The sequence below is a fragment of the Synechococcus sp. CBW1002 genome (assembly GCF_015840915.1).
GTDB lineage: Bacteria > Cyanobacteriota > Cyanobacteriia > PCC-6307 > Cyanobiaceae > CBW1002.
This window is the reverse complement of the sequence record NZ_CP060398.1, coordinates 2,735,880-2,756,385: the sequence shown is the minus strand read 5'-3', so window position 1 is coordinate 2,756,385 and position 20,506 is coordinate 2,735,880. Positions and strand designations below refer to the sequence as shown.

At 57.7% G+C, this 20,506-nt stretch carries 20 protein-coding genes and 3 pseudogenes; all 23 read right to left on the bottom strand.

Translation table 11 applies throughout. The annotated features are described in order from the left end of the window. Window positions 1-8: 8 nt before the first annotated feature. Window positions 9-1,811: an asparagine synthase (glutamine-hydrolyzing) gene (gene asnB, locus H8F24_RS13665; protein ID WP_197169974.1), complete on the bottom strand. Its 1,803-nt coding sequence runs from the start codon at window positions 1,809-1,811 to the stop codon at window positions 9-11. Next, window positions 1,811-2,986 (bottom strand): glycosyltransferase, encoded by a 1,176-nt coding sequence (locus H8F24_RS13660; RefSeq protein ID WP_197169973.1) that lies wholly within the window; start codon window positions 2,984-2,986, stop codon window positions 1,811-1,813. Before H8F24_RS13660 ends, asnB begins: the two co-directional genes overlap by 1 nt. A gap of 2 nt (window positions 2,987-2,988) precedes the next feature. Continuing rightward, complete coding sequence (locus H8F24_RS13655) at window positions 2,989-4,170, bottom strand: glycosyltransferase family 4 protein (protein ID WP_197169972.1); 1,182 nt, start codon at window positions 4,168-4,170, stop codon at window positions 2,989-2,991. A 5-nt stretch (window positions 4,171-4,175) separates the two neighbouring features. Beyond that, on the bottom strand, window positions 4,176-4,631 hold the full coding sequence (locus tag H8F24_RS20235; protein WP_370594830.1) for a glycosyltransferase: 456 nt from the start codon (window positions 4,629-4,631) through the stop codon (window positions 4,176-4,178). A gap of 588 nt (window positions 4,632-5,219) precedes the next feature. Continuing rightward, the gene (locus H8F24_RS13645) at window positions 5,220-6,767 is read right to left on the bottom strand and encodes a hypothetical protein (RefSeq protein WP_197169970.1); all 1,548 of its coding nucleotides are present in this window, start codon (window positions 6,765-6,767) and stop codon (window positions 5,220-5,222) included. Window positions 6,768-6,819: 52 nt separating this feature from the next. Further along, complete coding sequence (locus H8F24_RS13640; RefSeq protein ID WP_197169969.1) at window positions 6,820-7,995, bottom strand: glycosyltransferase family 4 protein; 1,176 nt, start codon at window positions 7,993-7,995, stop codon at window positions 6,820-6,822. 628 nt (window positions 7,996-8,623) lie between these two features. Continuing rightward, window positions 8,624-9,406 (bottom strand): methyltransferase domain-containing protein, encoded by a 783-nt coding sequence (locus H8F24_RS13635; protein WP_197169968.1) that lies wholly within the window; start codon window positions 9,404-9,406, stop codon window positions 8,624-8,626. Between the two features lie 150 nt (window positions 9,407-9,556). Beyond that, window positions 9,557-11,392 (bottom strand): ABC transporter ATP-binding protein, encoded by a 1,836-nt coding sequence (locus H8F24_RS13630; RefSeq protein WP_197169967.1) that lies wholly within the window; start codon window positions 11,390-11,392, stop codon window positions 9,557-9,559. Continuing rightward, window positions 11,389-11,673 (bottom strand): hypothetical protein, encoded by a 285-nt coding sequence (locus tag H8F24_RS13625; protein WP_197169966.1) that lies wholly within the window; start codon window positions 11,671-11,673, stop codon window positions 11,389-11,391. Before H8F24_RS13625 ends, H8F24_RS13630 begins: the two co-directional genes overlap by 4 nt. Continuing rightward, window positions 11,645-11,896, bottom strand: coding sequence for a class I SAM-dependent methyltransferase (locus tag H8F24_RS13620; RefSeq protein ID WP_197169965.1), 252 nt, complete (start codon window positions 11,894-11,896; stop codon window positions 11,645-11,647). The genes H8F24_RS13625 and H8F24_RS13620 overlap by 29 nt, the downstream gene beginning before the upstream one ends. Window positions 11,897-12,193: 297 nt before the next feature. Beyond that, the gene (locus H8F24_RS19560; protein WP_231597834.1) at window positions 12,194-12,340 is read right to left on the bottom strand and encodes a hypothetical protein; all 147 of its coding nucleotides are present in this window, start codon (window positions 12,338-12,340) and stop codon (window positions 12,194-12,196) included. Window positions 12,341-12,620: 280 nt separating this feature from the next. Then, window positions 12,621-12,866, bottom strand: coding sequence for a hypothetical protein (locus tag H8F24_RS13615; RefSeq protein WP_197169964.1), 246 nt, complete (start codon window positions 12,864-12,866; stop codon window positions 12,621-12,623). Window positions 12,867-13,248: 382 nt separating this feature from the next. After that, a pseudogene (locus H8F24_RS13610) lies at window positions 13,249-13,455 on the bottom strand (GDP-mannose 4,6-dehydratase); the annotation flags it as partial. Between the two features lie 3 nt (window positions 13,456-13,458). Beyond that, window positions 13,459-14,860, bottom strand: a pseudogene (locus H8F24_RS13605) (UDP binding domain-containing protein). A gap of 348 nt (window positions 14,861-15,208) precedes the next feature. Beyond that, on the bottom strand, window positions 15,209-16,126 hold the full coding sequence (locus H8F24_RS13600) for a DUF2887 domain-containing protein (RefSeq protein WP_197169963.1): 918 nt from the start codon (window positions 16,124-16,126) through the stop codon (window positions 15,209-15,211). Between the two features lie 236 nt (window positions 16,127-16,362). After that, a pseudogene (locus H8F24_RS13595) lies at window positions 16,363-17,119 on the bottom strand (nucleotide sugar dehydrogenase); the annotation flags it as partial. A gap of 151 nt (window positions 17,120-17,270) precedes the next feature. Further along, the gene (locus tag H8F24_RS13590; RefSeq protein WP_197169962.1) at window positions 17,271-17,561 is read right to left on the bottom strand and encodes a DUF4351 domain-containing protein; all 291 of its coding nucleotides are present in this window, start codon (window positions 17,559-17,561) and stop codon (window positions 17,271-17,273) included. Between the two features lie 87 nt (window positions 17,562-17,648). After that, on the bottom strand, window positions 17,649-18,692 hold the full coding sequence (gene galE, locus H8F24_RS13585; protein ID WP_197169961.1) for a UDP-glucose 4-epimerase GalE: 1,044 nt from the start codon (window positions 18,690-18,692) through the stop codon (window positions 17,649-17,651). 270 nt (window positions 18,693-18,962) lie between these two features. Beyond that, window positions 18,963-19,103 carry an AbrB/MazE/SpoVT family DNA-binding domain-containing protein gene (locus H8F24_RS13580; protein WP_197169960.1) on the bottom strand — a complete coding sequence of 47 codons (141 nt, stop codon included), beginning with the start codon at window positions 19,101-19,103 and terminating at the stop codon, window positions 18,963-18,965. A gap of 54 nt (window positions 19,104-19,157) precedes the next feature. Continuing rightward, complete coding sequence (locus H8F24_RS13575) at window positions 19,158-19,343, bottom strand: hypothetical protein (RefSeq protein ID WP_197169959.1); 186 nt, start codon at window positions 19,341-19,343, stop codon at window positions 19,158-19,160. 87 nt (window positions 19,344-19,430) lie between these two features. Then, window positions 19,431-19,658: a hypothetical protein gene (locus tag H8F24_RS13570; RefSeq protein WP_197169958.1), complete on the bottom strand. Its 228-nt coding sequence runs from the start codon at window positions 19,656-19,658 to the stop codon at window positions 19,431-19,433. After that, window positions 19,655-20,050 carry a type II toxin-antitoxin system VapC family toxin gene (locus tag H8F24_RS13565; RefSeq protein WP_197169957.1) on the bottom strand — a complete coding sequence of 132 codons (396 nt, stop codon included), beginning with the start codon at window positions 20,048-20,050 and terminating at the stop codon, window positions 19,655-19,657. The genes H8F24_RS13570 and H8F24_RS13565 overlap by 4 nt, the downstream gene beginning before the upstream one ends. Beyond that, window positions 20,047-20,262, bottom strand: a complete 216-nt coding sequence (locus H8F24_RS13560; protein ID WP_231597833.1) for an AbrB/MazE/SpoVT family DNA-binding domain-containing protein — start codon at window positions 20,260-20,262, stop codon at window positions 20,047-20,049. Before H8F24_RS13560 ends, H8F24_RS13565 begins: the two co-directional genes overlap by 4 nt. Window positions 20,263-20,506: the final 244 nt, after the last annotated feature.

The window sequence follows — 20,506 nt, the reverse complement described above, 5'->3', positions numbered from 1 at the left end:
AGCAAGTACTACTGAGAGTAAACATAGGTGCGACGTTGGAATTCACCCAACACCACGAGGCTCCAGATGCGAGACCAGTGCACCTGTCCCTCCTCAAAGGCCTGCCATTGGCGGGCAGTCCACCCTGGCTCGAGGCAACCGCTGGCCTGTAGAGCGACCAGTCGGTCGCGGCAGAGAGCCCGCAGTGGGCCCAGCATCCAGGACCGCATCGGTAGCGTGAAGCCCTGCTTTGGGCGATCGAGATAAGCCACTGGGAAGAGATCCAGGCAGGCCGCGCGTAACAGGCCCTTGCCGCGGCTCTGGTAGCGCTGGGGCATGCGTAGGGCGATCTCCACAATTCGGTGATCAAGGAAGGGCACGCGCAGCTCCAGCCCGGAAGCCATGCTCATCGCATCGCTGTCGCGCAGCAGCATCGGCTCGGTGTAGCCAAACAGCTCTGCCCAGCTGATCTGGCCCCAGCCTTGCGTGATGTTATGCGACGGCTCCTCAGGCCAGTGAAATGGCGACGCCCCAGCTGCCGCCAGATCAGCATTGCTGGCCCAGCGGCGTAAGGCAAGCCCTAGGTGCCATCGATCCCAGTGGGGCAGATGATGAAGTTTGGCCGCAAGACGCGGGCTGAGCGTTTGCAGCAGGGTGCCGCGCAATCCTGCCGGTAGCCAGCGCAGAGGCAGCAGCCACGGCACGAACCTGTGGGAGGGATAACCACCGAACAGCTCGTCGGCGCCGAGGCCACTCAGCGCCACCTTGATACCTTGCTCGGCAACAGCCCGACTGATCAGATAGGTATTTAGCCCATCAGCGCTGGGCACATCCAGGGCCTGCAGGCCAGCCTCCACCCAAGCCAGTGTCTGGTCATGATCAAGCTGCAACTCGTGGTGGTCGCTGCCGCAGTGGCGGGCCATCTGGCGAGCTAGCCGACCTTCATCGATCGAGTTACCGGGGAAGGCCACCGTGAAGCTGGCAATCCGCCCGGGCTGCAGCGTGCAGGCCAGCGCCGTGAGGATGCCGGAATCGAGGCCGGATGAGAGGAAACAGGCCACCGGCACATCGGCCAGCAGGTGCTGTTGCACCGTTGCCTCCAGCTGCTGGCGCAGAAACCGGCGTGCCCAGGCTCCGTTGCGGATCGGCAGCGGCGTCCATTCGGGCCGGGGCTGGGGCGGCCAGTAGCGCACCGGATCGTGCGGGCGGCTGCTGTTGATGCGCACCACCGTGCCGGCGGGCAGGCTGGAGATGGCATCTCGGTCGGGCCCTTGGAAAACAGCAGGCGTCTGCAGGTGGCCGAAGGCGAGGATTTGACTGACGTCCTGGCCGCTCAAACGCTCGCCTCCAGGCAGGGCGCGGCGCTCCGAGGCAAAGCGCAGCCCGCCGTCGATCCAGCACAGGTAAAGCGGCTTGATCCCAAGCCGATCGCGACCCAGCAGCAGTTGCTGCTTGTCACGGTCGTAGGCCGCGAAGGCAAACATGCCGCGCAGCTCAAGCACCAGCGCCAGGCCCCGTTGAGCCAGCCCCTCCACCAGGGTCTCGCTGTCGCTGTGGCCGCGCCAGGCCTGAAAGCGCAGGCCGCAGCGAACCTCCTGGTGGTTGTAGATCTCGCCGTTGTACACCAGTGTGAAACGGCCGCAGTGGCTGGTGATCGGCTGGGCACCCGCCTCAGAGAGATCCTGAATGGCAAGGCGTGTGTGGCCGAGCCAGCAATAGCCGTCGTGGCTCAGCCAGCTGCCTTCCGCATCGGGGCCGCGGTGACGGATGGGGGTAAGGGGCAAAGGCTGGGCTGGAGCGCTCCAACGCACCTCGCCGATCAGACCGCACATCAGGGCTGCTCCTGCAGGGCCAGGGCCCGCTGGTAGTGGGCTTCCAACTGATCGAGCCACTGGCCGTGATCAAAACGCTTGGCCTGGCGTAATCCCTGCTCCCGAGCCCGTTGCTGTTCGGCAGGGGAGCGCTGCAGAACGGCCAGCACATGCTGGGCCGCCTCTTGTGCCCATGCTCTTAGTTCAGAAGCTTGCGACGGACAGGGGCGAATAAGGTTCACAGCATCGCCACCAACTTCACGCATCGGCACCCGATCGGTGGTGATCACGGGGCAGCCGCAGGCCATCGCCTCCAGGATGGGCCAGCCAAACCCTTCAGCATGGGAAGGGAAGAGCAAGGCTGTGGCCCTGTTGTAATGGGCCACTACCAACTCATCACTGGCCCGCTCCAACACATGCAGCGAGGCTGCGAGCTCGGGTCGATCTCGAAGCCAGGTATGCATCACGGCATCGGGAGCACCTACCAGCACCAGATGGTGGTCAGCACGCAAAAGGCGCACCTGCTCCCAGATCACCAGAAGCCCGAGCCTGTTTTTGTACCAAGTGCACCCGATATGAAACAGAAACGGCTGCTGGGTGCCCAGATTCGGCAGCACCTTCGCCACCGCTGCAGCGGCCTCAGCAGCTGGCAGGGGACGAAAGCGGCCTTGCAGGGGGTTGTAGACCACATCACTGAGCAGGGGCCGGTGCTGTAGTTGATGCTCCAGGGCACTGCGGGTGGCTTGCGACACCGACAGGAAGCAGCGGGCCTGCCGGAACCCACGGCGAATCCAGCGCTGGTAGAGCCGGCCACTCCAACCCAAACGGTGAAATGGCTGTCGCCCGAGGGCGGCCTCCAGGGCCAACAGATCGTGGACGTGAACAAGGTGGGCGCGGCGCTGCAACGGCGGGATCCACGGGCCCAGGGCCTGATCTACGAAGACACACAGGCTCCCGAGCGGCAGGAGCCGGGCGCGCCACCAGAGCAGGGGCAGGAACAGCACAAACTGATCGAGGTAGCCCAACCACTTGCCGAGCGTGCTTTGGTGCCGCGCTAGTCGCGCCAAGCGGACTGGAGCCGTGAGTTCCTGCACCGTGTGGCCGCGAGCCCGCAGACCGCTGGCGATCTGATCGGCGAAGGCCCGCATGCTGGGACCTTCCACCAGGGGGTAGTGCCGCAGCAGGAGAATGAGCACAGTTAGGGGAGCTCAGCGATGGCGGCGGCAAAGGCCTGTGCTGCAGCCTCAATGCTGTAAGGCTGGAGCCCCTCAGTGGCCCAAGTAAAGCTGCGGGGGTACTCCGCCAGCTCCATCAATGCCAAGGCCAGGGAAGACGCAGATCCAACGGGAATCGTACGGAATCTTTCCCACCCGGAGAAATCAGCAGTACATCCAACCGCTTCAGACACCACCACTGAGCAACCTGCCTGCATCGCCTCATTCACCACCAGGCCCCAGGTTTCGCCAGTGCGCTGAGAAGGGAGCACCACCACGTCGGCAGCAAGGTACCAATCCACAAGGGCCGACTGATTCACAAAGCCTGGAAAATGAACGGGCACTCCATAGCGCAGCTGGACTGCAGCTGCTTCTTGTTGCAATTCTTGCTGCAGAGCCCCACTGCCAACATAAACAAACGCAAGTCGGTGCCTAAGAGAATCGGGCATCAATGGTAGGGACTCCAACAACAGCATGGGATCTTTCTTGGGAATCAACTTACCGAAGAATCCAACCAAAAGATAACGTGCATCAAGACCAAGTTGCTGACGAAGCGCTTCTCGCCTACACTGGCGCTGCTGAGTGGTGAGTGCAGCAGCTCTGTTGGGTGTGCAGTAGTGAGCAGCACGCAACTGCATGGGCTTCATTCCATGTCGCAACCAATGCTGGCGATTGAGCTCGCCAATAGGAAAAGCCTGCTGAATACCTGCGTAGAGAAGGCGATAATAAGTATGCCGCAGACGATCCTTCAGCCAGGAGCGCGAAAACGCTTGATCCTGCGTTTCACAACGCATCCAGATGGGAATGCGTGCTAAAAGACCCGCAAGATACGCGGTATGGTCATAGCGGTAATTGAGAGAGTTCAATAAAATGGCCCTTGGCTGAAGCCGGTGAATCAGGCTTATTACTCCGTGCCCTCTGAGGTCATTCCATCCCCTCGGCGGCAGGGTGACAGAAGCATCAAGAACAGTTGATGGATACCCACCCATAAGGTTGCCATCCCACGTTACAGGGAGCGAAAAACCAGGATCAAGGCCACCGCGCAATGAAATATCACACGCATAGGCAACATGGATCTGCCCAGGGCAAATTTGATTCAGCCTTGAATAGACAGGAGCTCGATACTGAATTGGATGGGTTTCAAAGATCAGCAGGGAGATTGCCATAGAATCTATTGCCCTACAACGGAAAGAATGTGGCGACAGATGTCTTCATTGCCAACGCCCATGGCCCGAACATGTGATGTTCCAGCCTTCTGAATACTTGCTCTACGATGACCATCCAACAGTAAGCCTCGAACGCTCAGAGCGCACGACTCACTATCGCTCCATATTAGAGCTTCTATGTTATTCTCATATAATAACTGATGCTCAGACGACAACTCGGCACAAAAAACCCCAGCGCAAGCTGGGATTTCAAGTGAACGTGTTGTGATTAAATCGCGGTTTTGATGAGAAAGAAGTCCCAGACATGCCTGTGCTGATTTGATGGCCTTCACATAGTTCGCTCCAATGAGCTGATTACCAGCGTGGAAAGATTGAAGCTGTGTCCAGAAAGGACTCTTCTCCCATCGGACTCCGTAAATCCTGATCGGGCACCCCTGCTGAATGAGGCTCAGAAGAAACATGTCTCTATTCTCCCCTTTGATGTTTGTACCAATGAACGATGCAGATTGATGATGCCGGTGTGTGGGACATGTCAAACCCTTTTGAAGGTGACAGACCTCATCATAGGATCTGCTGACAACAAGAACTCTCTTGGCTCTTAAGGCCAAAGCCTCTAGAGCAGTCTCTTGGCGCACAAAAACACAAAGTGAATATAGCGGTATGGCTTTATTAAACTGAACATAGTGGCATGCGTCGCGAGAACCCGTAGGATCATCAATATTATAGAGAACTATTGGTACGCCATAAAAATACTTAAGCAAAGATAGAATTTTTGGTCCAAAATACTGTCCGCCGTCAACCCAGAGCAAATCTGGTTCGTCGATAATTTCTGAGAGTCTTGATCGAAGCAAGGAAAGGATACGCCGTTGAAGATAACGATATCCGGTTCTGTAGTGTAACCATGAAAAAATGGCGCCTAGTCCCAGAAGTTGCGTAATATCGATGCATGTAACAGTGTGCCCTAGACGCCTTAATGCCCAGGCCCTTTGGCCGGAAGTGGTCTCGATTTTACAAGACCCAAAGTAAAAAATTCGTTTCAATGTTAATAATCAATCTTGCGTCTTTATGAAAAAATTTGCAATGCTTGAAAGCAAAAAGAATGACAAGAAAAAGGCTACAGATGTTTGCAGAAGATAACGGACATGACCTACTGTCAAATCGACAAGTGTACCGGATGCGAAAAACATGATATTCTGAGAAGCAAAAAGCATCCCAAGCGGTGAAGGAGCGAACAAATCGTTGCTTCGGCCTAATGGAATGACAAAAGCATCTGAGATTGTAAATATAATAAGCATTAGAAGAGCATAAATAAAAGGGGCAAAAAAGTCGTAAAGAATAATTGTGTCAGGGATAAAATTTCCTGTTAGACGACGTTCCTCAAGCGAAGATGAAATAGAGCCAAAGAGCCAATCTGCCGAACTAAACTGATTAATTTCCTCTTTTTGTTCTGGTGTAACGCCAAAAAGGCCTGGGAGAGGATTGGGCAAAATTGATATTAAGCGGATTAATTGATTATTGGAATATTCTGAAACATCACTGGCACCCAACCCTTGATTGATATGTAATAAATTATCTAGATTTTTAATGGGTGAAAACCGGTTTGAAAATTCGCTGTTGTAGTAGCGCTCGTTCCACCAGAGTGATTTCCCTTGGTAAACAATGTTATCGGCTTTTTCCTTTGTAAAATTTTCAATTGTCAGCGAAACGAGTTCGGCTGGGTCAATTGTTGAACGATAAGCACGCGACATCGCGATTGAGTAACTTAAGTTTGTTAAAAAAGAATTCAGGAGAAAGGATCCAATCAACAGGGCGATGATTACGTTTGCACGGAATGGCACAGCAAGTCCTAATCTAACAAAACACAAAGCAGAAAAGACAAGAATCAAGGGCTGAATAAAAGCAAATCGCGTATTAAAATACATACCAATAAATAGCGTTGCAGCGTACAGTATGCCTACAATAATAAGCAAAGGCCTAGAAGGTGATTTGGAGCCGCTATTTGCTTGCGATTTAATATGTAATAAAAGATATGCGGCCAAAGGTAAATTAATCAAGGGTGAAAACGCCTTGAGGAGTTTTGAAAAGGCTCCATCGGAGGCAGAGCTGATGAAGAGAGCTCCTAGACCTACTGATGCAATTAGGATAAGTGGAACAGTTCTAGGTGTTTGATTGAAATTTTGTCTAAATAGCCTAATCAGAACTGCTCGCAAATCAGACAGCGATCGTGATCTCGTATAAAGGTAATGAGACGCCAAAGAAATCAGGGTGAATAGAAATATAGAACCAAATGTCGAAATCGGTTCATAGAGTCCATCCACTAGAGACTTTCCCTCAAGTGTACGAAGCACTAGAGGCATGGCACAAAACCCAATCACAAAACCCAGCAGAATCAAAAATGAGTTTGGATACGCAAATATACGAAGGGACTTAAAATACAACGAAGAAAAGAAATAGGCAATGTATAAGAGAGAAGCCGCCAAAAGATTTTGAAATGAGGATTCAATGCTGGCAACCTGAACGATCAAAAAAACTGCTAATAGAATTAATGATACTGTATAAGGAAACTCTTTTCGAGCTGGGGCTGAACTAGCAGGCATTGCAAAGGTAATGATAGAAGATAAAGCTTAGTTAGTATCGGCCGAAGATTAATCAGGTGATCTTGTTTATCAGATCAACCCAATGTTGGCCGTAACTATCCCATCCACCTATATCATTAACTGAGGCTAGGCAGTTTTCACTCATTGCTTCTTCTTCTTCATCTGTTTGAGAATACAATCTTCTGATTGCCTGATCTATAGCCTGGGTGGAAATATCTTCCAAGATAAAACCATTATACCCATCACGAATATACTCAGTTGCTCCGCTCTGGATCGATGCGATAATCGGAACACCGCAAGCAAGTGCTTGAAGCATCACAAGGGCGAGACCTTCTTCAAAAGAAGGGAGTATAAGAGCTTTTGCTTGCTGCATGTAAAAACGTACACGAGAACGGGGAACAACACCGTGGAAATCAATATTGGCAATGGAAGTGTCGCCAAAAAGCTTAGAAATATTTGGATTTACTGAGCCTACAACGGAAAGCCTTATGCCATTATAAGGGGATTTTCCAAAGTAATCTACTAAGACATGCGCTCCTTTTCGTATCGAGAACTGGCCACAGAAAATGAGCTGATTTCTGGATGTCGACTTTAGGCATTGATCCCTATAAAACTCAGTGAGATTCACACCATAGGGAATTACATGTATTTTAGCTGAGCTAAACCCTTTATCGATAAACGTTTGCTTACAATAGCTTGAGGGTACAGTGATAGCAGTTGCAATGGATGCTTCTTTCGTTTCGTTTTCGATCAGCCAACCCGCCACCTTTCGGCACGGCAAGCGGAGCTGGTCATGCAACATTTGCATAACATTGAGTTGGTGTGTGATTTCAGTGGATCCACGATCAAAACAGTACGCTTTGCCATGATCAATCATGAACTTACCGCCCTTGAATCCTGATCCTGAGATTGCAATGTATGCATCAATATTGTCTAAGTTCTTAGCTAGATGTTCTGCCACATATTTTTGATATGTTCTTGTTGTTAGCACCGCTGAGGCTTCGTTGATTAGGGTTTGGCCTAGGGCACGATCTAAGGCAACTTGCGGCATGAAGAAATATGGATAGGTGAAGAGCTTGTCAATGCCTACACTAGAGAAGATGATATCTTGTTTTGCAATATATCTTGGCAAAGTAGTGCAAATGGAATGCAAAAGCCCTCGACTCGACATCTGTGCGGCTAAATCAAAAAGGTGGAAACGGCTCCAAGTAGACAATGTAACTTTCATAATTTATTTAAAGTTAGATTTCTGCATCTGATTGCTGAGAAAACACAACCAAACATGGATAAGATTATTCCAGAAAAAGAGGCGGGTAAGCTTGTGTTCTGCCACTAGACGAAAGCAATGGTGGAGATCCGCCTAAGTTCTCAGCTCTATTGCGTTTTGACAGAACGGGGCAAACCATCAGCTTATTCAAAAGAGACGCTCTAAATGCCAACACAATCATCGATCAAAAAGAACGTAGTCACCGTCATCTCATCGTAAAACTCAGCATTTGCATTTGAAGCCATCTCGTCCAACCCACATAAGTGCTGAGAAGATTGGAGCACATACTTGCAGCGGCAGGTTGCTCTCAGATCAGTACTCGAATCGGGGCGGATTCTTTCCTAGATCCCACAGGGCATTGGTCACAATGCGATCAAAAGACCAATCATCGCCACCGAGAAATATTTGCATGTCCGAGCGCAGGAGGTGCCAAGATCGGCCTCTGATGGAGGCGATGCCACATCCACTTAAGCATCAGCAAAGGTTTGTCAGATTCGCAGGGCCGTTTTTGAGCCATAGAGATCATGGCAAACATGACAATCAGGACCTTAAAAGGAATAAGGCAAATAAATCGCTAAAGGTTGACCCTTTAACATTGTACCTTAGATCTTTTTGCTGCAAGCATGTATAGATTTACACTTGTTGGTAGATTAGATAACATGCCGCCATGGAAATAACGACTCAACTCTGTAGAAGCATCAAGCAACTCTTCTCCTCCTACTATTCCATTGTAATCGGCAAATAAATTTATTAAAAAATGGTCAGAGATAAAATTGGGATGAACTTCTCCCCACAACTTGCTCCATGATAGATTCTTGTATCGAGCACTATTGCTTCCGTTGGGACAAGCAAGTATTATAATTCCATCGGGCTTGAGAACAACATCTGCAAACTCTTTCAACTTTGAAGGATTACTCATATGCTCCATAACATGGCTAGAAAATAAAACATCAATTCCTTCTGTAATCTCAGATGAGCTATCTACGTATTGAATGTTTAGTTCTTTTTCGCCGTACGCTCTTCTTGGAAGTGACAGTTCATAGGCGCAGACGGCCTGGACAAAAGGCAATTGCTCAAACTGATAACAAGCATATCCCCAGTTCGCTCCATAGTCTAAAAGACTAAGTTTTCTCTTGAGCTGACTGGAAGCAAATTGCAAGATCGGAATGTAAGTAGAAAAGTCTTTCTCAGTATTTAAAAAGTTAGAGCGAATCAACTTAGATAGCTTATCTTTTTCAGGTAAGTCTGTCGTAAGGCCAGCCTGAACATAAGAATTTTGATAGAACTTATAATTTGAAACGTCACTATCTACAGGAAATCTATAGCGAAGGTAACAGTCTTGGCATTCTAATAATTTTGTAATCCCAAACAACTTGCTATCTACAGTGCAGAACCTGGTGCTATTGCAAGAAGGGCAGTAGTTTTTGGAGAAACGCCGTAGGCTAACTCTTTTTAGGTAAGCTAGTTTGTTCATTTTTAGAAGCTGGAAATCAAAGTAAATTTGATTTAGAATTAAGTTATTTTAAGTTTCGGGCATCGCAAAAGCACGAAAAATGTTGCTATCTTGACAAAGATTACCATATTTACCGATGTCAGCGATGACACCTTTTTGCAAAACAACTATTCTGTCACACCGCTTCACGGTGCTTAAGCGATGGGCGATCATAATCACCGTTATTGAATGTTCTAGGCACTCCACTGCTGCCATCACCTCAGATTCTGTCCGGTTGTCAAGGGCGCTTGTAGCTTCATCTAAGACAAGTAGTTCAGCCTGCTTGTAGAGCGCACGGGCTATGCCGATGCGCTGCCGCTGCCCACCGCTTAGCCGCACACCTTGCTCCCCAACAATAGTTGAATAGCCCTCAGCGCTCTCTTCGATCAGAGAAGCGATTTGGGCCTGGTTGGCTGCCTGTCGTACCCGCTGGAGATCGATCTCCCTTTCTGGTATCCCGAAGGCGATGTTGGCCGCGAAGCTCGCATCGCTTAAGTAGATGTGCTGGGGCACATGGGCTACCCGGCTTTTCCAGCTGTCCAGCAGGCCTGCTGTGCTGTGTAGCTCCAGCCCCTCCACCAGCACTTGCCCGTGGGTAGGGGCTAGAAGGCCTAATATCAAATCGGCCGTGGTGCTCTTGCCGCTCCCAGTGCTGCCTACAAAAGCCAGCCGTTCCCCTGCCCGGATCTCCAGCTGCAGATCACGAAGCACCCATGGCCCGTCAGGGGTGTAGCGAAAACTCACTTGGGCGAGCTGCAGGAGAGGAATCGACGGTCGAGGAAGGCCCTTAATCCTCGGTGAAGAAATAGTGCCCGGGGCAGGAGAACTCAAACCAAGGGGCTGCAAAAAAGGCTGCAGTATGAGGATGGAGGCTTGGTTGGCTTGAAAAATGCTCAGTGAGGAAAAACATTGCTGGAGAGGTTGCAAGAGCCGATAGGCCCCAAGAGCAAGGGTGCCTAGCAAGGGCAATTGCCGTTCTATGCCCTGGCCGCTGAGTGCAAGCCCCATCGAAAGTCCCACAATCAGGATCACCGCAAATCCCTCGATCATGAACCGGGGCAATTGCGCCTTTACATTAACTGATACGCCTGCCATCCGGTAAGCAAGGTTGGCACGATGGTAAGCCCCCAAAAAATAAGGATGGCTAGAATCTAGTAGAATATCGCGAATACCACCAAGCGCCTCCTGTGCTACCTGTAGGCTGGCCTGATAGCTCCGGGTGAAGCGCTCTCCATCTGAGCGTAATGTAGCCCGAGTGAAACGAAATACGAACACATAAAAGCCAGCAAGCAGCACACCGATCAGAAACATCAACTGAGGCGCCAAGGCGATCAGAGCACTCCCAAGAACCAGCACAATTGCCAGGTTCACCACCCCCACCAAGATGGCCTGGATGCTGCCGTAAGCCTGATCCACATCCTTGGTGAGATTGGAGAGCACCGAACTGCTGTTGTGCCGCAGGTGCCAGGCCAAGGGGCGGCTCAGGGCGGACGCAAAAACCTGATCCCCGAGATCGGCCGCAATCAAGGCTGCCAGTTTCAGCTGCAGCTGAATCGTGAGGGCACGCAGCAGAGAGGTCACCACCACTGCCGCCATGAAGCTCAAGCCCATAGCCAGCAGCAGGTGGTGCTCCGGCAGATTGCGTAGAGGCATCGCAAGAGGCCCTAACGCCTTCAGGCCCTTCTTCGGGTTAGCCAGCAGACGTAGGAAGGGTAGGAGGGCCCCCAGGTTTGCCACCTCCCCAGCCGCCGCAAGCAGGCTGAGCACCTGCAGACCCAAAAGCTGGCGGCGGCGGCGATTGCTCAGCGCCGCCCACAGCACACGCAGGGTCTGCAGCTTTTGCGCCAACGCAGGAGAGATGTTCATGCTATGGGGGTCGGCGCATCATGTCTGCGAACCAAGACAGCCAAATAGCTCACGGCGCCAAGTAGATTTGCTTCACCACATCTCTGAGTATATATCACATGTGCCAGACCGTTTTTGCACTGCAACAACGAAAGAGCATCAAGAGAAAAGAACCTATAATATGTCTCGCCGCCTTTGCCGTACATGCTCATCTTTCTTTCGTCTGCAGCCAGATGAACAGATCCCAGCAGCCGAGTTTCTTGATGATTGTTTTCAGCTTGCGCACCTTGCAGTGCTCCCAACGACCGTGTGTGTATCCGAAATCAACATGCCATGGCGGGCCACCCGCGCCATCTCCGCCACAGCACGCTTCCGATCGCGGATGTGATGCAGCACCCCGGTTTCCACCACCCACTCGAAGGATTCGTCGGACAGCGGCAAGTGCAGCGAATCGCCCTCATGCAGCCGGCTCGGATCAATGCCGAGGATCTGCTCTGCCTGTTCAAGCACCTGCGCCAGCGACACACCATGCTCATCCTGCTCACCCGCATGGCGCTAGTGATGCGTAGCAGCCGTGGCCCAGTAGTCATCCCGGTGGCGGGCAACGCAGCTGTCGCTCATCATTCGTTGCTGCGAGGAGTCATGGGATCGCCGATGGGATCAACAACAGGATGATCGCAGCACAGGCCCACCAGCTGGTTGCCGCCAGCCAGAAGGTGGTGCTTTAGGTGTGAGCTCCTGCCCGGGGTGTGGCGTCTGCTCATGGGCACGTAGCGCCATCGTGGCCTCCGAGAGCGCCACCACGGGCTCCAGGGCTGACGGCTAGAGGTGCAGTTGCAGGTGCTCAATCGCATCAAGACGATGCAGCTCTTCCATGCCGCCGAGCTCAGCAGCCCGTTGCCAGAACGATTGGCTCAGATCAGTCTGCTGCCACGCCTCATGGGAACTGCGGGCTCGCAGGAGCCACAAGGGCAGGGCTCAGGCGTTGGCTTCAGGGGGTTGTCTTGATCCGCAGTCAGCAGAACGGCCGCTTCTCGCCCGGCCAGGGCCAGTGCTTCCACCTTCAGGTGCCGGTCGGGTTCGACACGTCCACCAGCTCTGTGGCTCGGCTGAGGCGATGCTGCAGGCCATCGGTCGCCAGCTGGCCAACCCGTTACAGCCGCCACAGCGTCTTGGCCACCTCGGTGAGCATCACCTCAGGCGAGAGCACCAGATCAGCGTTCAGGCAATCAACACGAGGCTGGCCATCTCAGCGGCAACGGTCCTGGCGAATCAACTCCTCCGGAGAGGGATCCAAGGGCCGCTTGCCCTGCTCGTCTGCCAGAGCCTGAAGGTCGACGAGGGCATGGCGGCGTCGCTCGCAGGGATCGCCGCCGCAGGCCTGTTGCAGGTCACTGAGGGCCTGCTGGCTGAGGCTGCGGTGCTGCCGGCGTGCCCTCAGTTGCAGCTGGTGGTGCAGGGGATCGGCCAGGTCGCGGATCTGGAGTGTGGCCACGATGGGGGAGCTAGCAGGCTGCATGCATCGCACCTGCACTTTTCAGTCAGATCACGTCGGCAAAGCGCTTTTCCATGCGCCGGAGTGCAGGGCTTTGCGGGGCCGACCCGGTGGCTTGGACAAGCGGGGGTACGGCCCCCTGCCGGTCAGCTGACCCGGCTTGCTCCTCCAATGGCTGTTGGGTTGGCGGCCAGGGCTTCCAGTTGCCCGAGCGGCAGGGGTGCGAGCTCAGGGTTTGAGGTCGCGAAGAATGTTCTTGGCCAGGATCTCGTTGATCTCACGGTGCCTCGGAACGCAGGGCGGATTCAAAGTCTCAGCAAGTTTCGGGCTGGGGTTGGCGCCGCGCCATTGCCAGCAGCGCCGTGATGTCGTGCATCACCGCCTCCAGGCGAATCGGATCGGTCACGTCGTGGCGGATCAGCTCAAAGCGGGGATGGCCGATCCACTGGCTGATGTTCTGCTTGCGGCCGGTGAAATAGTTGTCGAGGCAGATCACCTCCTCGCCGGCCGCCATCAGCCGGTCCACCAGGTGGGAGCCCACGAAACCGGCCCCGCCGGTGATCAGGTTGCGGGTGAGGGAAGCGGGCATCGTTCAGCCCTCCCCCACGCGCCACACCTGCAGCCCCGCCGCCCGTGCTGCAGCCGCATCCGCCTTGGCGCGGGCATCAAACAGCCAGGCCGGCCGCCGCATCACCGCCGCCACCGCCGGCCAGTCGATCCCGGCGAACTGCTGCCATTCGGTGAGCAGCAGCAGGGCAACCGCTGCGCGGAAGCCTGCGGCTACGGCGCCCCGGGCCGCCTCCAGCACATCGCGGGCACACTGCCAGCTGCCCTCACCAGCCCCGGAGGGCTGGCCGAGATCCTGCGCCATCTGCTGCTCGCTCACCTTGGGATCGAGGATCTGCAGGATCGCGCCTTCCTCCAGCAGGTCCTTGCAGATGCGGATCGCCGGCGATTCGCGCGTGTCGTTGGTATCGGCCTTGAAGGCAAACCCGAGCACGCCGATGCGCTTGCCGCTCACCGTCCCGAACAGCCTGGTGATCACCAGCCGGGCGTAGCCCTTGGCTTCCGCGAAGCGGTTGCGCTTGCCGCTCACCGTCCCGAACAGCCTGGTGATCACCAGCCGGGCGTAGCCCTTGGCTTCCGCGGAGCGGTTGCGCTGCTGCTGCCAGTGGTTGAGGGTCACCACCTGCTCCCAGTAGACCGCCACCTCCTCCAGGCCGTAATGCCGACAGAGGTACACCAGGTTGAGGATGTCCTTCTGGAAGCAGCTGCCGCCAAAGCCCGGCCCCGCCTGCAGAAACTTCTGCCGTAGCCGCAGGCTTCTCGCGAAGCGAGTTGCGGCTGTCGGCCCCGATGGCGCGGGCTACCTCCTGCACATCCGCCCCGGTGGCCTCACAGAAGGCGGCAATGCCGTTGATCGAACTGATGCGCTGGGCCAGGAAGGCGTTGGCGGTGAGCTTGCTCAGCTCACTGCTCCAGAGGTTGGTGGTGAGGATGCGCTCGCCCGGCACCCACTGGCCGTAGATGGCCGCCAGGGCGGCGATCGCCTGGGGGTCGTCGCCGCCGATCAGCACCCGATCCGGGGCCTCCAGATCGGGGATGGCGGTGCCCTCTGCCAGGAACTCGGGGTTGGAGAGCACCGAGAAGGTCTTGCCGCCCTCCGCCGACCCCAGGATCTCCTGGATCACCGCCGCCGTGCGCACCGGCAGGGTGCTCTTCTCCACCACGATCGTGTGACCCTGCGCCGCTTTAGCCACGGTGCGGGCGCTGGCTTCCACCCACCTGAGATCACTGGCCTGGCCGGCGCCCTGGCCCTTGGTTTTGGTGGGGGTGTTCACCGAGATGAACACCATGTCGGCTGGAGCATCCAGCCCCGGCTCATACACCGGCAGCCGGCTCAGATCGGCATCGTTCCAGGCCGCAATCCGCTCGGCGTTGAGATCCACCACCGTCACCTGGATCTCGGGGCAGCGATCGGCGATCACCGCCATCGTGGGCCCGCCCACATAGCCGGCGCCGTAGCCGAAGGCTTCTCGCGAAGCGAGTTGCAGCAAAGCTTGGTGGCCGGGGGTGGAGGGGGCATAGAAGGAAGGGCAGGGGGGGCGCAGACGCCAGGGGGCTGCAGCCCGTGCGGGAGCTGGTGGGGCCGGGCGCTCGCCGGCGGGCGGTGGCTCAGAGCGTCGTTCGGGCTGGGGATCCTGGCGGCTCAGGGGGAAGCCCCTTCAAGAGGCTTACGGATTTCGGGGTTGGAGACACCAGATGTGGTGTGGTCTCGCGGCAACAAGAAGCCCCGCGGCCGGGGCAGCGGGGCTGGGGAGTGATGGCCTTGGCCTGTGGTGTCATGTCGCGGCTGCGCCATTGGCGACCAGCCAGGCGGCCAGATCGGCTGGGCCCTGGAAGTCGAGCAGGGCGTCGGCCAGGGCTTCCAGCTGCTCCAGCGGCAGGGCCTGGATCTGGGCGGTGGTGGCCTCGCTCAGCGGGCCGCAGCGGCGGTTGAGGAGGCGGAGGGTGACTGCAGCTTCCCCTTCCTGGCGGCCTTCCTGGCGACCTTCCTGGCGGCCTTCCTGGCGGCCCTCGGCGAGCCACTCCTGAACGGCCCTGCTGTGGCGGATTTCTTCGCGGGGGATGCCGGCGATCACCATGATCTGCTCCTCGCTCAGCTGCGGAAATCGTTGAATCAGCATAGGCAGCACAACCTGGTCCAGATCCGGGCGGCTGGCCAGGATCTGCTGACTGCTCGCCGCCAGCTCGCTCTCTGGGCGCACGGGCAGGGTGAGCAGGTTGAGCAGGGGATCGAGGTTGGGCTGCTGGCTCAGCTCCTCCAGGTTGATCCACGCCACCTGCTGCAGAAACAGCTGCAGGGCTTGGCTCGGGCCCAGGTTGAGGCGGTTGTGGGGCGTGATCACGAGCACGACCCAGTGCTCCACCCGGGGGTGCTGCTGCAGGAAGCGGTAGGTCTGCGCTGCCAGGCGGTGGTGGAAGCCTGGATCCGGGTGCATCTGCACCTCCAGCAGCACCACCGGAAAGTCCGGGCTGCCGGTGTCGGCGCAGCCGGTGGTTGGGCGGGGCCAGAGCACGCCGTCGAGGCGATGGCTCAGCTCTTTGATCTCGAGGGCTTCAAATCGGTAGAGGCTGTCGCCGGGGGCTGAGGGGTCGAAGCCCAGCGTGTTGGCGTTGGCGACCGAGCCAGGCAGGAGTGCGCGGATCAGGTCGGGGGCGCCTTGGAAGACGCGGTAATACCAGCGGTCGGTGTTCAAGGTTGCCAGCGCTGGCTGGCGGCAAGGTAGCTGCGGCTTGGGGGTGGGGCTGCAGCCCGTGAGAGGGCTGGTGCCTGTGGAGCCTCGTTGGCGGCAGGAGGCTGAGCGTTTGGTTCGGGCTGGGGAGCCTGGCGGCTCAGGGGGAAGCCAATCCGGGTTCGCCCCAGCCGCTCGGAGCTGCACCCATTAGCGCTACCGCCAGCAACTGGCCGCCCTGCTCGATAGGCGCATGGAAAGCGGCAGAGGACCACCAGGTTGAGGATGTCCTTCTGGAAGCAGCTGCCGCCAAAGCCCGGCCCCGCCTGCAGAAATTTGCCACCGTAGCCGCAGGCTTCTCGCGCAGCGAGTTGCGGCTGTCGGCACCGATCGCCCGCGGCCACCTCACGCACATCGGCGCCGGTGGCCTCGCAGAAGGCGGCAATGCCGTTGATCGAGCTGGGAGGGAGCTCTTTCGGTGCGCCAGGAAGGCATTGGCGGTGAGCTTGCTCAGCTCACTGCTCCACAGGTTGGTGGTGAGGATGCGCTCGCCCGACACCCACTGGCCGTCGATGGCCGCCAGGGCCGCGATCGCCTGGGGGTCGTCGCCGCCGATCAGCACCCGATCCGGGGCCTCCAGATCGGCAATCGCCGTGCCCTCTGCCAGAAATTCGGGGTTGGAGAGCACCGAGAAGGAGCGAGCCGGCTGGTCGTCGGCTGCGCCAGCACTATCTGCCGACCACAGGATCTGCTGGATCACCGCGGCGGTGCGCACAAGCAGGGTGCTCTTCTCCACCACGATCGTGTGTCCCCGGTTGCTGGGGGTGTTCACCGAGATGATCACCATGTCGGCTGGGCCAGATCGGGATCGTTCCACGCCGCAATCCGCTCGGCGTTGAGATCCACCACCGTCACCTGGATCTCGGGGCAGCGATCGGCGATCACCGCCATCGTCGGGCCGCCCACATACCCCGCACCCAGGCAGCAGATCGAGGTCACCGGACGTGGAGGGGGCATGCAGAACGGGCAAGGGGGCGTGCAGATGCCAGGGGGCTGCAGCCCGTGCGGGAGCCGGTGGGGCAAGGCGCTCGCCGGCAGGCGGCGGCTCAGCGCTTTGTTCGGGCTGGGGGGCCGGGGGGCTGGAGGGTGATGGCCTTGAGGTTTGGTGTCAGTTCGCGGCTGCGGCGTTTGCGGCCAGCCAGGCGGCCAGGTCGGCCGGGCCCTGTAAGTTGAGCAGGGAGTCCGCCAGGGCTTTCAGTTGCTCCTGGGGCTTGGCCGGGATCAGGGCGGTGGTGGCGCCAGTGAGGCGGCCGCAGCGGCGGTTGAGGAGGCGGAGGGTCACCTTGGCTTCGCCTCGGACTTCACCTTCCTGCAGGCCCTCCTGGCGGCCCTCGGCAAGCCAGTCCTGCACAGCCCTGGTATGGCGGATGTCTTCGCGGGGGATACCGGCGATCACCATGATCTCAACGTTATGGATGAGACAACCGTGGAGTGGATCACGATAGCGGAGCCAGCCCGATCCGTAACGCTCATGCCTGCCGGTGTTTCAGTGCTGCACGCACTTCGGCCAGACGCGATGCTGATGCCAGGCCCAGGCATGGGCGAGGATTGTGGAGAGTTCGGGATAGCGAGGCCGCCAGCCCAGCTCGATCTGTGCTTTTTCAGCTGACGCCACCAGCACAGGTGGATCGCCGGGGCGGCGTGGTGCCACCTGGGTCAGCAGCCCCCGCTGGGTGGTGGCCTTCGCGGCATCAATCACCTGCTGCACCGAGGCACCCGTGCCAGTGCCCAGGTTGTAGATGTGCCGCCCCTTGTCTGCCAGAAGCCGTTGCAGCCCCAGAACGTGGGCATCGGCGAGATCACACACATGGATGTAATCACGGATGCAGGTGCCATCCGGGGTGGGGTAGTCGTCTCCATAGATCTGCAGCTCAGCGAGGCGGCCGCTGATCGCATCCAGCACCAGCGGGATCAAGTGGGTTTCGGGCGTATGGTCTTCGCCCAGATCACCGGCCGGATCGGCGCCGGCGGCATTGAAATAACGGAAGATCACGCTCGGCAGCCCGTAGGCCTCGCCGAAATCCGCCAGCAGCTGCTCCACCATCTGCTTGCTGCGGCCATAGGGGTTGATCGGCCGCTGCGGGCAACTCTCCCGAATCGGGATCTGGTCGGGCTGCGGGATGCCGTAGGTGGCACAGGTGCTCGAAAAAACAATCGGCACCGGCGCCTCACCACGGCGCTGACCCTCCGCCAGCAGAGCCTCCAGCAAAGTGAGTGAATCGCCCAGGTTGTTGCGGTAATACCTGGCCGGATCCGCCACGCTCTCGCCCACATAGGCGTAAGCGGCAAAGTGCAGCACCGCCTCCATCGGCTCGCCAGCACAGGCCGGATGGTCTCCGCTCAGGAGCTGGTCCAGCAGAGGCCGATCGCCCACCTGGCCCTGCACCAGGGGAACCCCCAGGATCTCAACGATGTCGGCATGGCCGTACACCAGGTTGTCGAGCACCACCACGGAGAAGCCTTGCCGTTGCAAGGCCCGCACCGTGTGGCTGCCGATGTAGCCGGCTCCGCCGGTCACCAGGATGGTCATGGCATGGTCAACAGGTCAGGGGAGCACCCGGCCGGCCCGCTGCAAGTGCCAGAGAGCAGTCGCCACTTCAGAACGTCTCGTCGTCTGCGAGGGCGTCACGCAAAAGAGCGTCGCCATCCAGCGTCACGGGGTATCGAGTCCGCGCCATGAAGGTCTCCTCGCCCCACAGTCCTCGCTGCGAGCGAGGTGCCTCGTTTCACGAGCTCTTCCTGCTCCAGATGGAGATGGCGAATGGCCAGCAGACCCTGGTGTCGAACGCCACGGGCAAGCTCATGGCTTGGCGTACAGCGCCGGGTCCATCTGCTCCAGGCTCAACGCCAGCCGGTCGCCGGGCTGGAGCCCCAACAGAAGCCGCAACCGTGCCGGAATGACCAGTTGGCCCTTGGATGACAGCGGGAGGGGTGACGGCAAGCCTGGCGTTCAGATCGTCCGGCGCCTGGACGTCGAGCAAGGCTTCCGGGCGAATCACGCGGCCTGTGGGCTCAAAGCAGCTCGCACTTCAGCCAAGGCCGCATCCAGGATCCGTTCTGTGCGGCTGGTGCTGAGTTCCAGCTGCTTCAGAGCGGCTTCCAGTGCTTCCTCTTCAGCGAGTGCACGGGTGTCGGCATGGGCGCTGTCGTGGGCGTAGACAGCCTTTTCTGTAGGTGTCATGAACACCGCTATCCGCTCTGTGGCTCGCTCTGCGGGGAGTTCTGGATGGTTTCGGGCAGCCACGATGAATTGTTCATGTTAAGGCAATCAGGCACTCATGCGCTCGATCAGGATCGGCATCGCCAGCCGGTCCACCATCCACACCAGCAGCAGCAGAACCGCTGAGCCGCCCACAGCCGTGCCGGCGAGCACCAGGCTCAGCAGCGTGCCGGTGAACACAAACACGGGTTCGATCCAGACCGTCGAACACCCGAGCCCGGCTGCCACCCCGGTTGAGATCGAGACCTGCCGGATCACCACAACGAAAGAGATCAAAGAAGAAGCACCGGCTCACCGGCTGCTGCCAGGAGCCGTGCTGCGTCTCGGTCAAACGTGACGAGCTGCTGGCCGCCCAGCTGGCGTCCGCCGTAAGCGATCACGCCATCGGCAAAGTCGCCGCCGGCCGCCATAAGCTGCATCCCGGCACGCACAGCTGGGCGATCAGTCCGCACACTTTCGCTGGCCAGCAGCGCTTCGATGGCGCCGATGCAGTCGCAGGTGCTGAAGCGATACATCCGCCGCAGCACCCACACCAATTCGCACAGCACAGGGAGGGGGATCGCCACCAATTCCGCCCGCTCCAGCAGGGCGCTCGCGGCACTGGCTTGGTCTGGATCGTCCTGCACCAGCGCGCGTACCAGGACGTTGGTATCGGCCGTGATCTTCACCGGCCAGCCCAACCAGCCGTCATGGCGTCCTGGAGCTCCCGCAAGCTGGCCCGATGGCTGCTGCGCCCAGCCAGCAGACCGATAAAACCATCGATCGTGCCGGTCGCCTGTTCGGCATGGAGCTCCAATCGCCCACCGGGCAGCACCTCCACATCAATCCGCTGGCCGGGCTCAACGCCGAGATGGGCGAGTAGCTCCTTGCGCAAGGTCACCTGGCCCTTGCTGGTGACCGTGAGTGATGCACCACGAGATGAAGCCTGACGGGTCGCCATGGCGAAAGAGTGTCCTTGGCCTAACTGTAAGGCAGTTCTGCCTTGCGATGGACAGCGGCGGCGCCTGGGCCATGGGGGATGGCCAATCGAGGTCGTGAAAGAAGGTCAGCGAGGGCCTGACGGCGGGCCATGTCATGAAGTCCAGTTGATGGTGCAGTCAGATCACATCCGCAAATCGCTGCTC

Bases quoted from the DNA above. Each gene is read 5' to 3' on its own strand.
- H8F24_RS13645 (WP_197169970.1), bottom strand. From the start codon at position 6,767: ATGCCTGCTAGTTCAGCCCCAGCTCGAAAAGAGTTTCCTTATACAGTA.
- galE (WP_197169961.1), bottom strand. From the start codon at position 18,692: ATGACCATCCTGGTGACCGGCGGAGCCGGCTACATCGGCAGCCACACG.
- H8F24_RS13640 (WP_197169969.1), bottom strand. From the start codon at position 7,995: ATGAAAGTTACATTGTCTACTTGGAGCCGTTTCCACCTTTTTGATTTA.
- H8F24_RS13590 (WP_197169962.1), bottom strand. From the start codon at position 17,561: ATGGTGATCGCCGGTATCCCCCGCGAAGACATCCGCCATACCAGGGCT.
- asnB (WP_197169974.1), bottom strand. From the start codon at position 1,811: ATGTGCGGTCTGATCGGCGAGGTGCGTTGGAGCGCTCCAGCCCAGCCT.
- H8F24_RS20235 (WP_370594830.1), bottom strand. From the start codon at position 4,631: ATGTTTCTTCTGAGCCTCATTCAGCAGGGGTGCCCGATCAGGATTTAC.
- H8F24_RS13655 (WP_197169972.1), bottom strand. From the start codon at position 4,170: ATGGCAATCTCCCTGCTGATCTTTGAAACCCATCCAATTCAGTATCGA.
- H8F24_RS13575 (WP_197169959.1), bottom strand. From the start codon at position 19,343: ATGACACCTACAGAAAAGGCTGTCTACGCCCACGACAGCGCCCATGCC.
- H8F24_RS13630 (WP_197169967.1), bottom strand. From the start codon at position 11,392: ATGAACATCTCTCCTGCGTTGGCGCAAAAGCTGCAGACCCTGCGTGTG.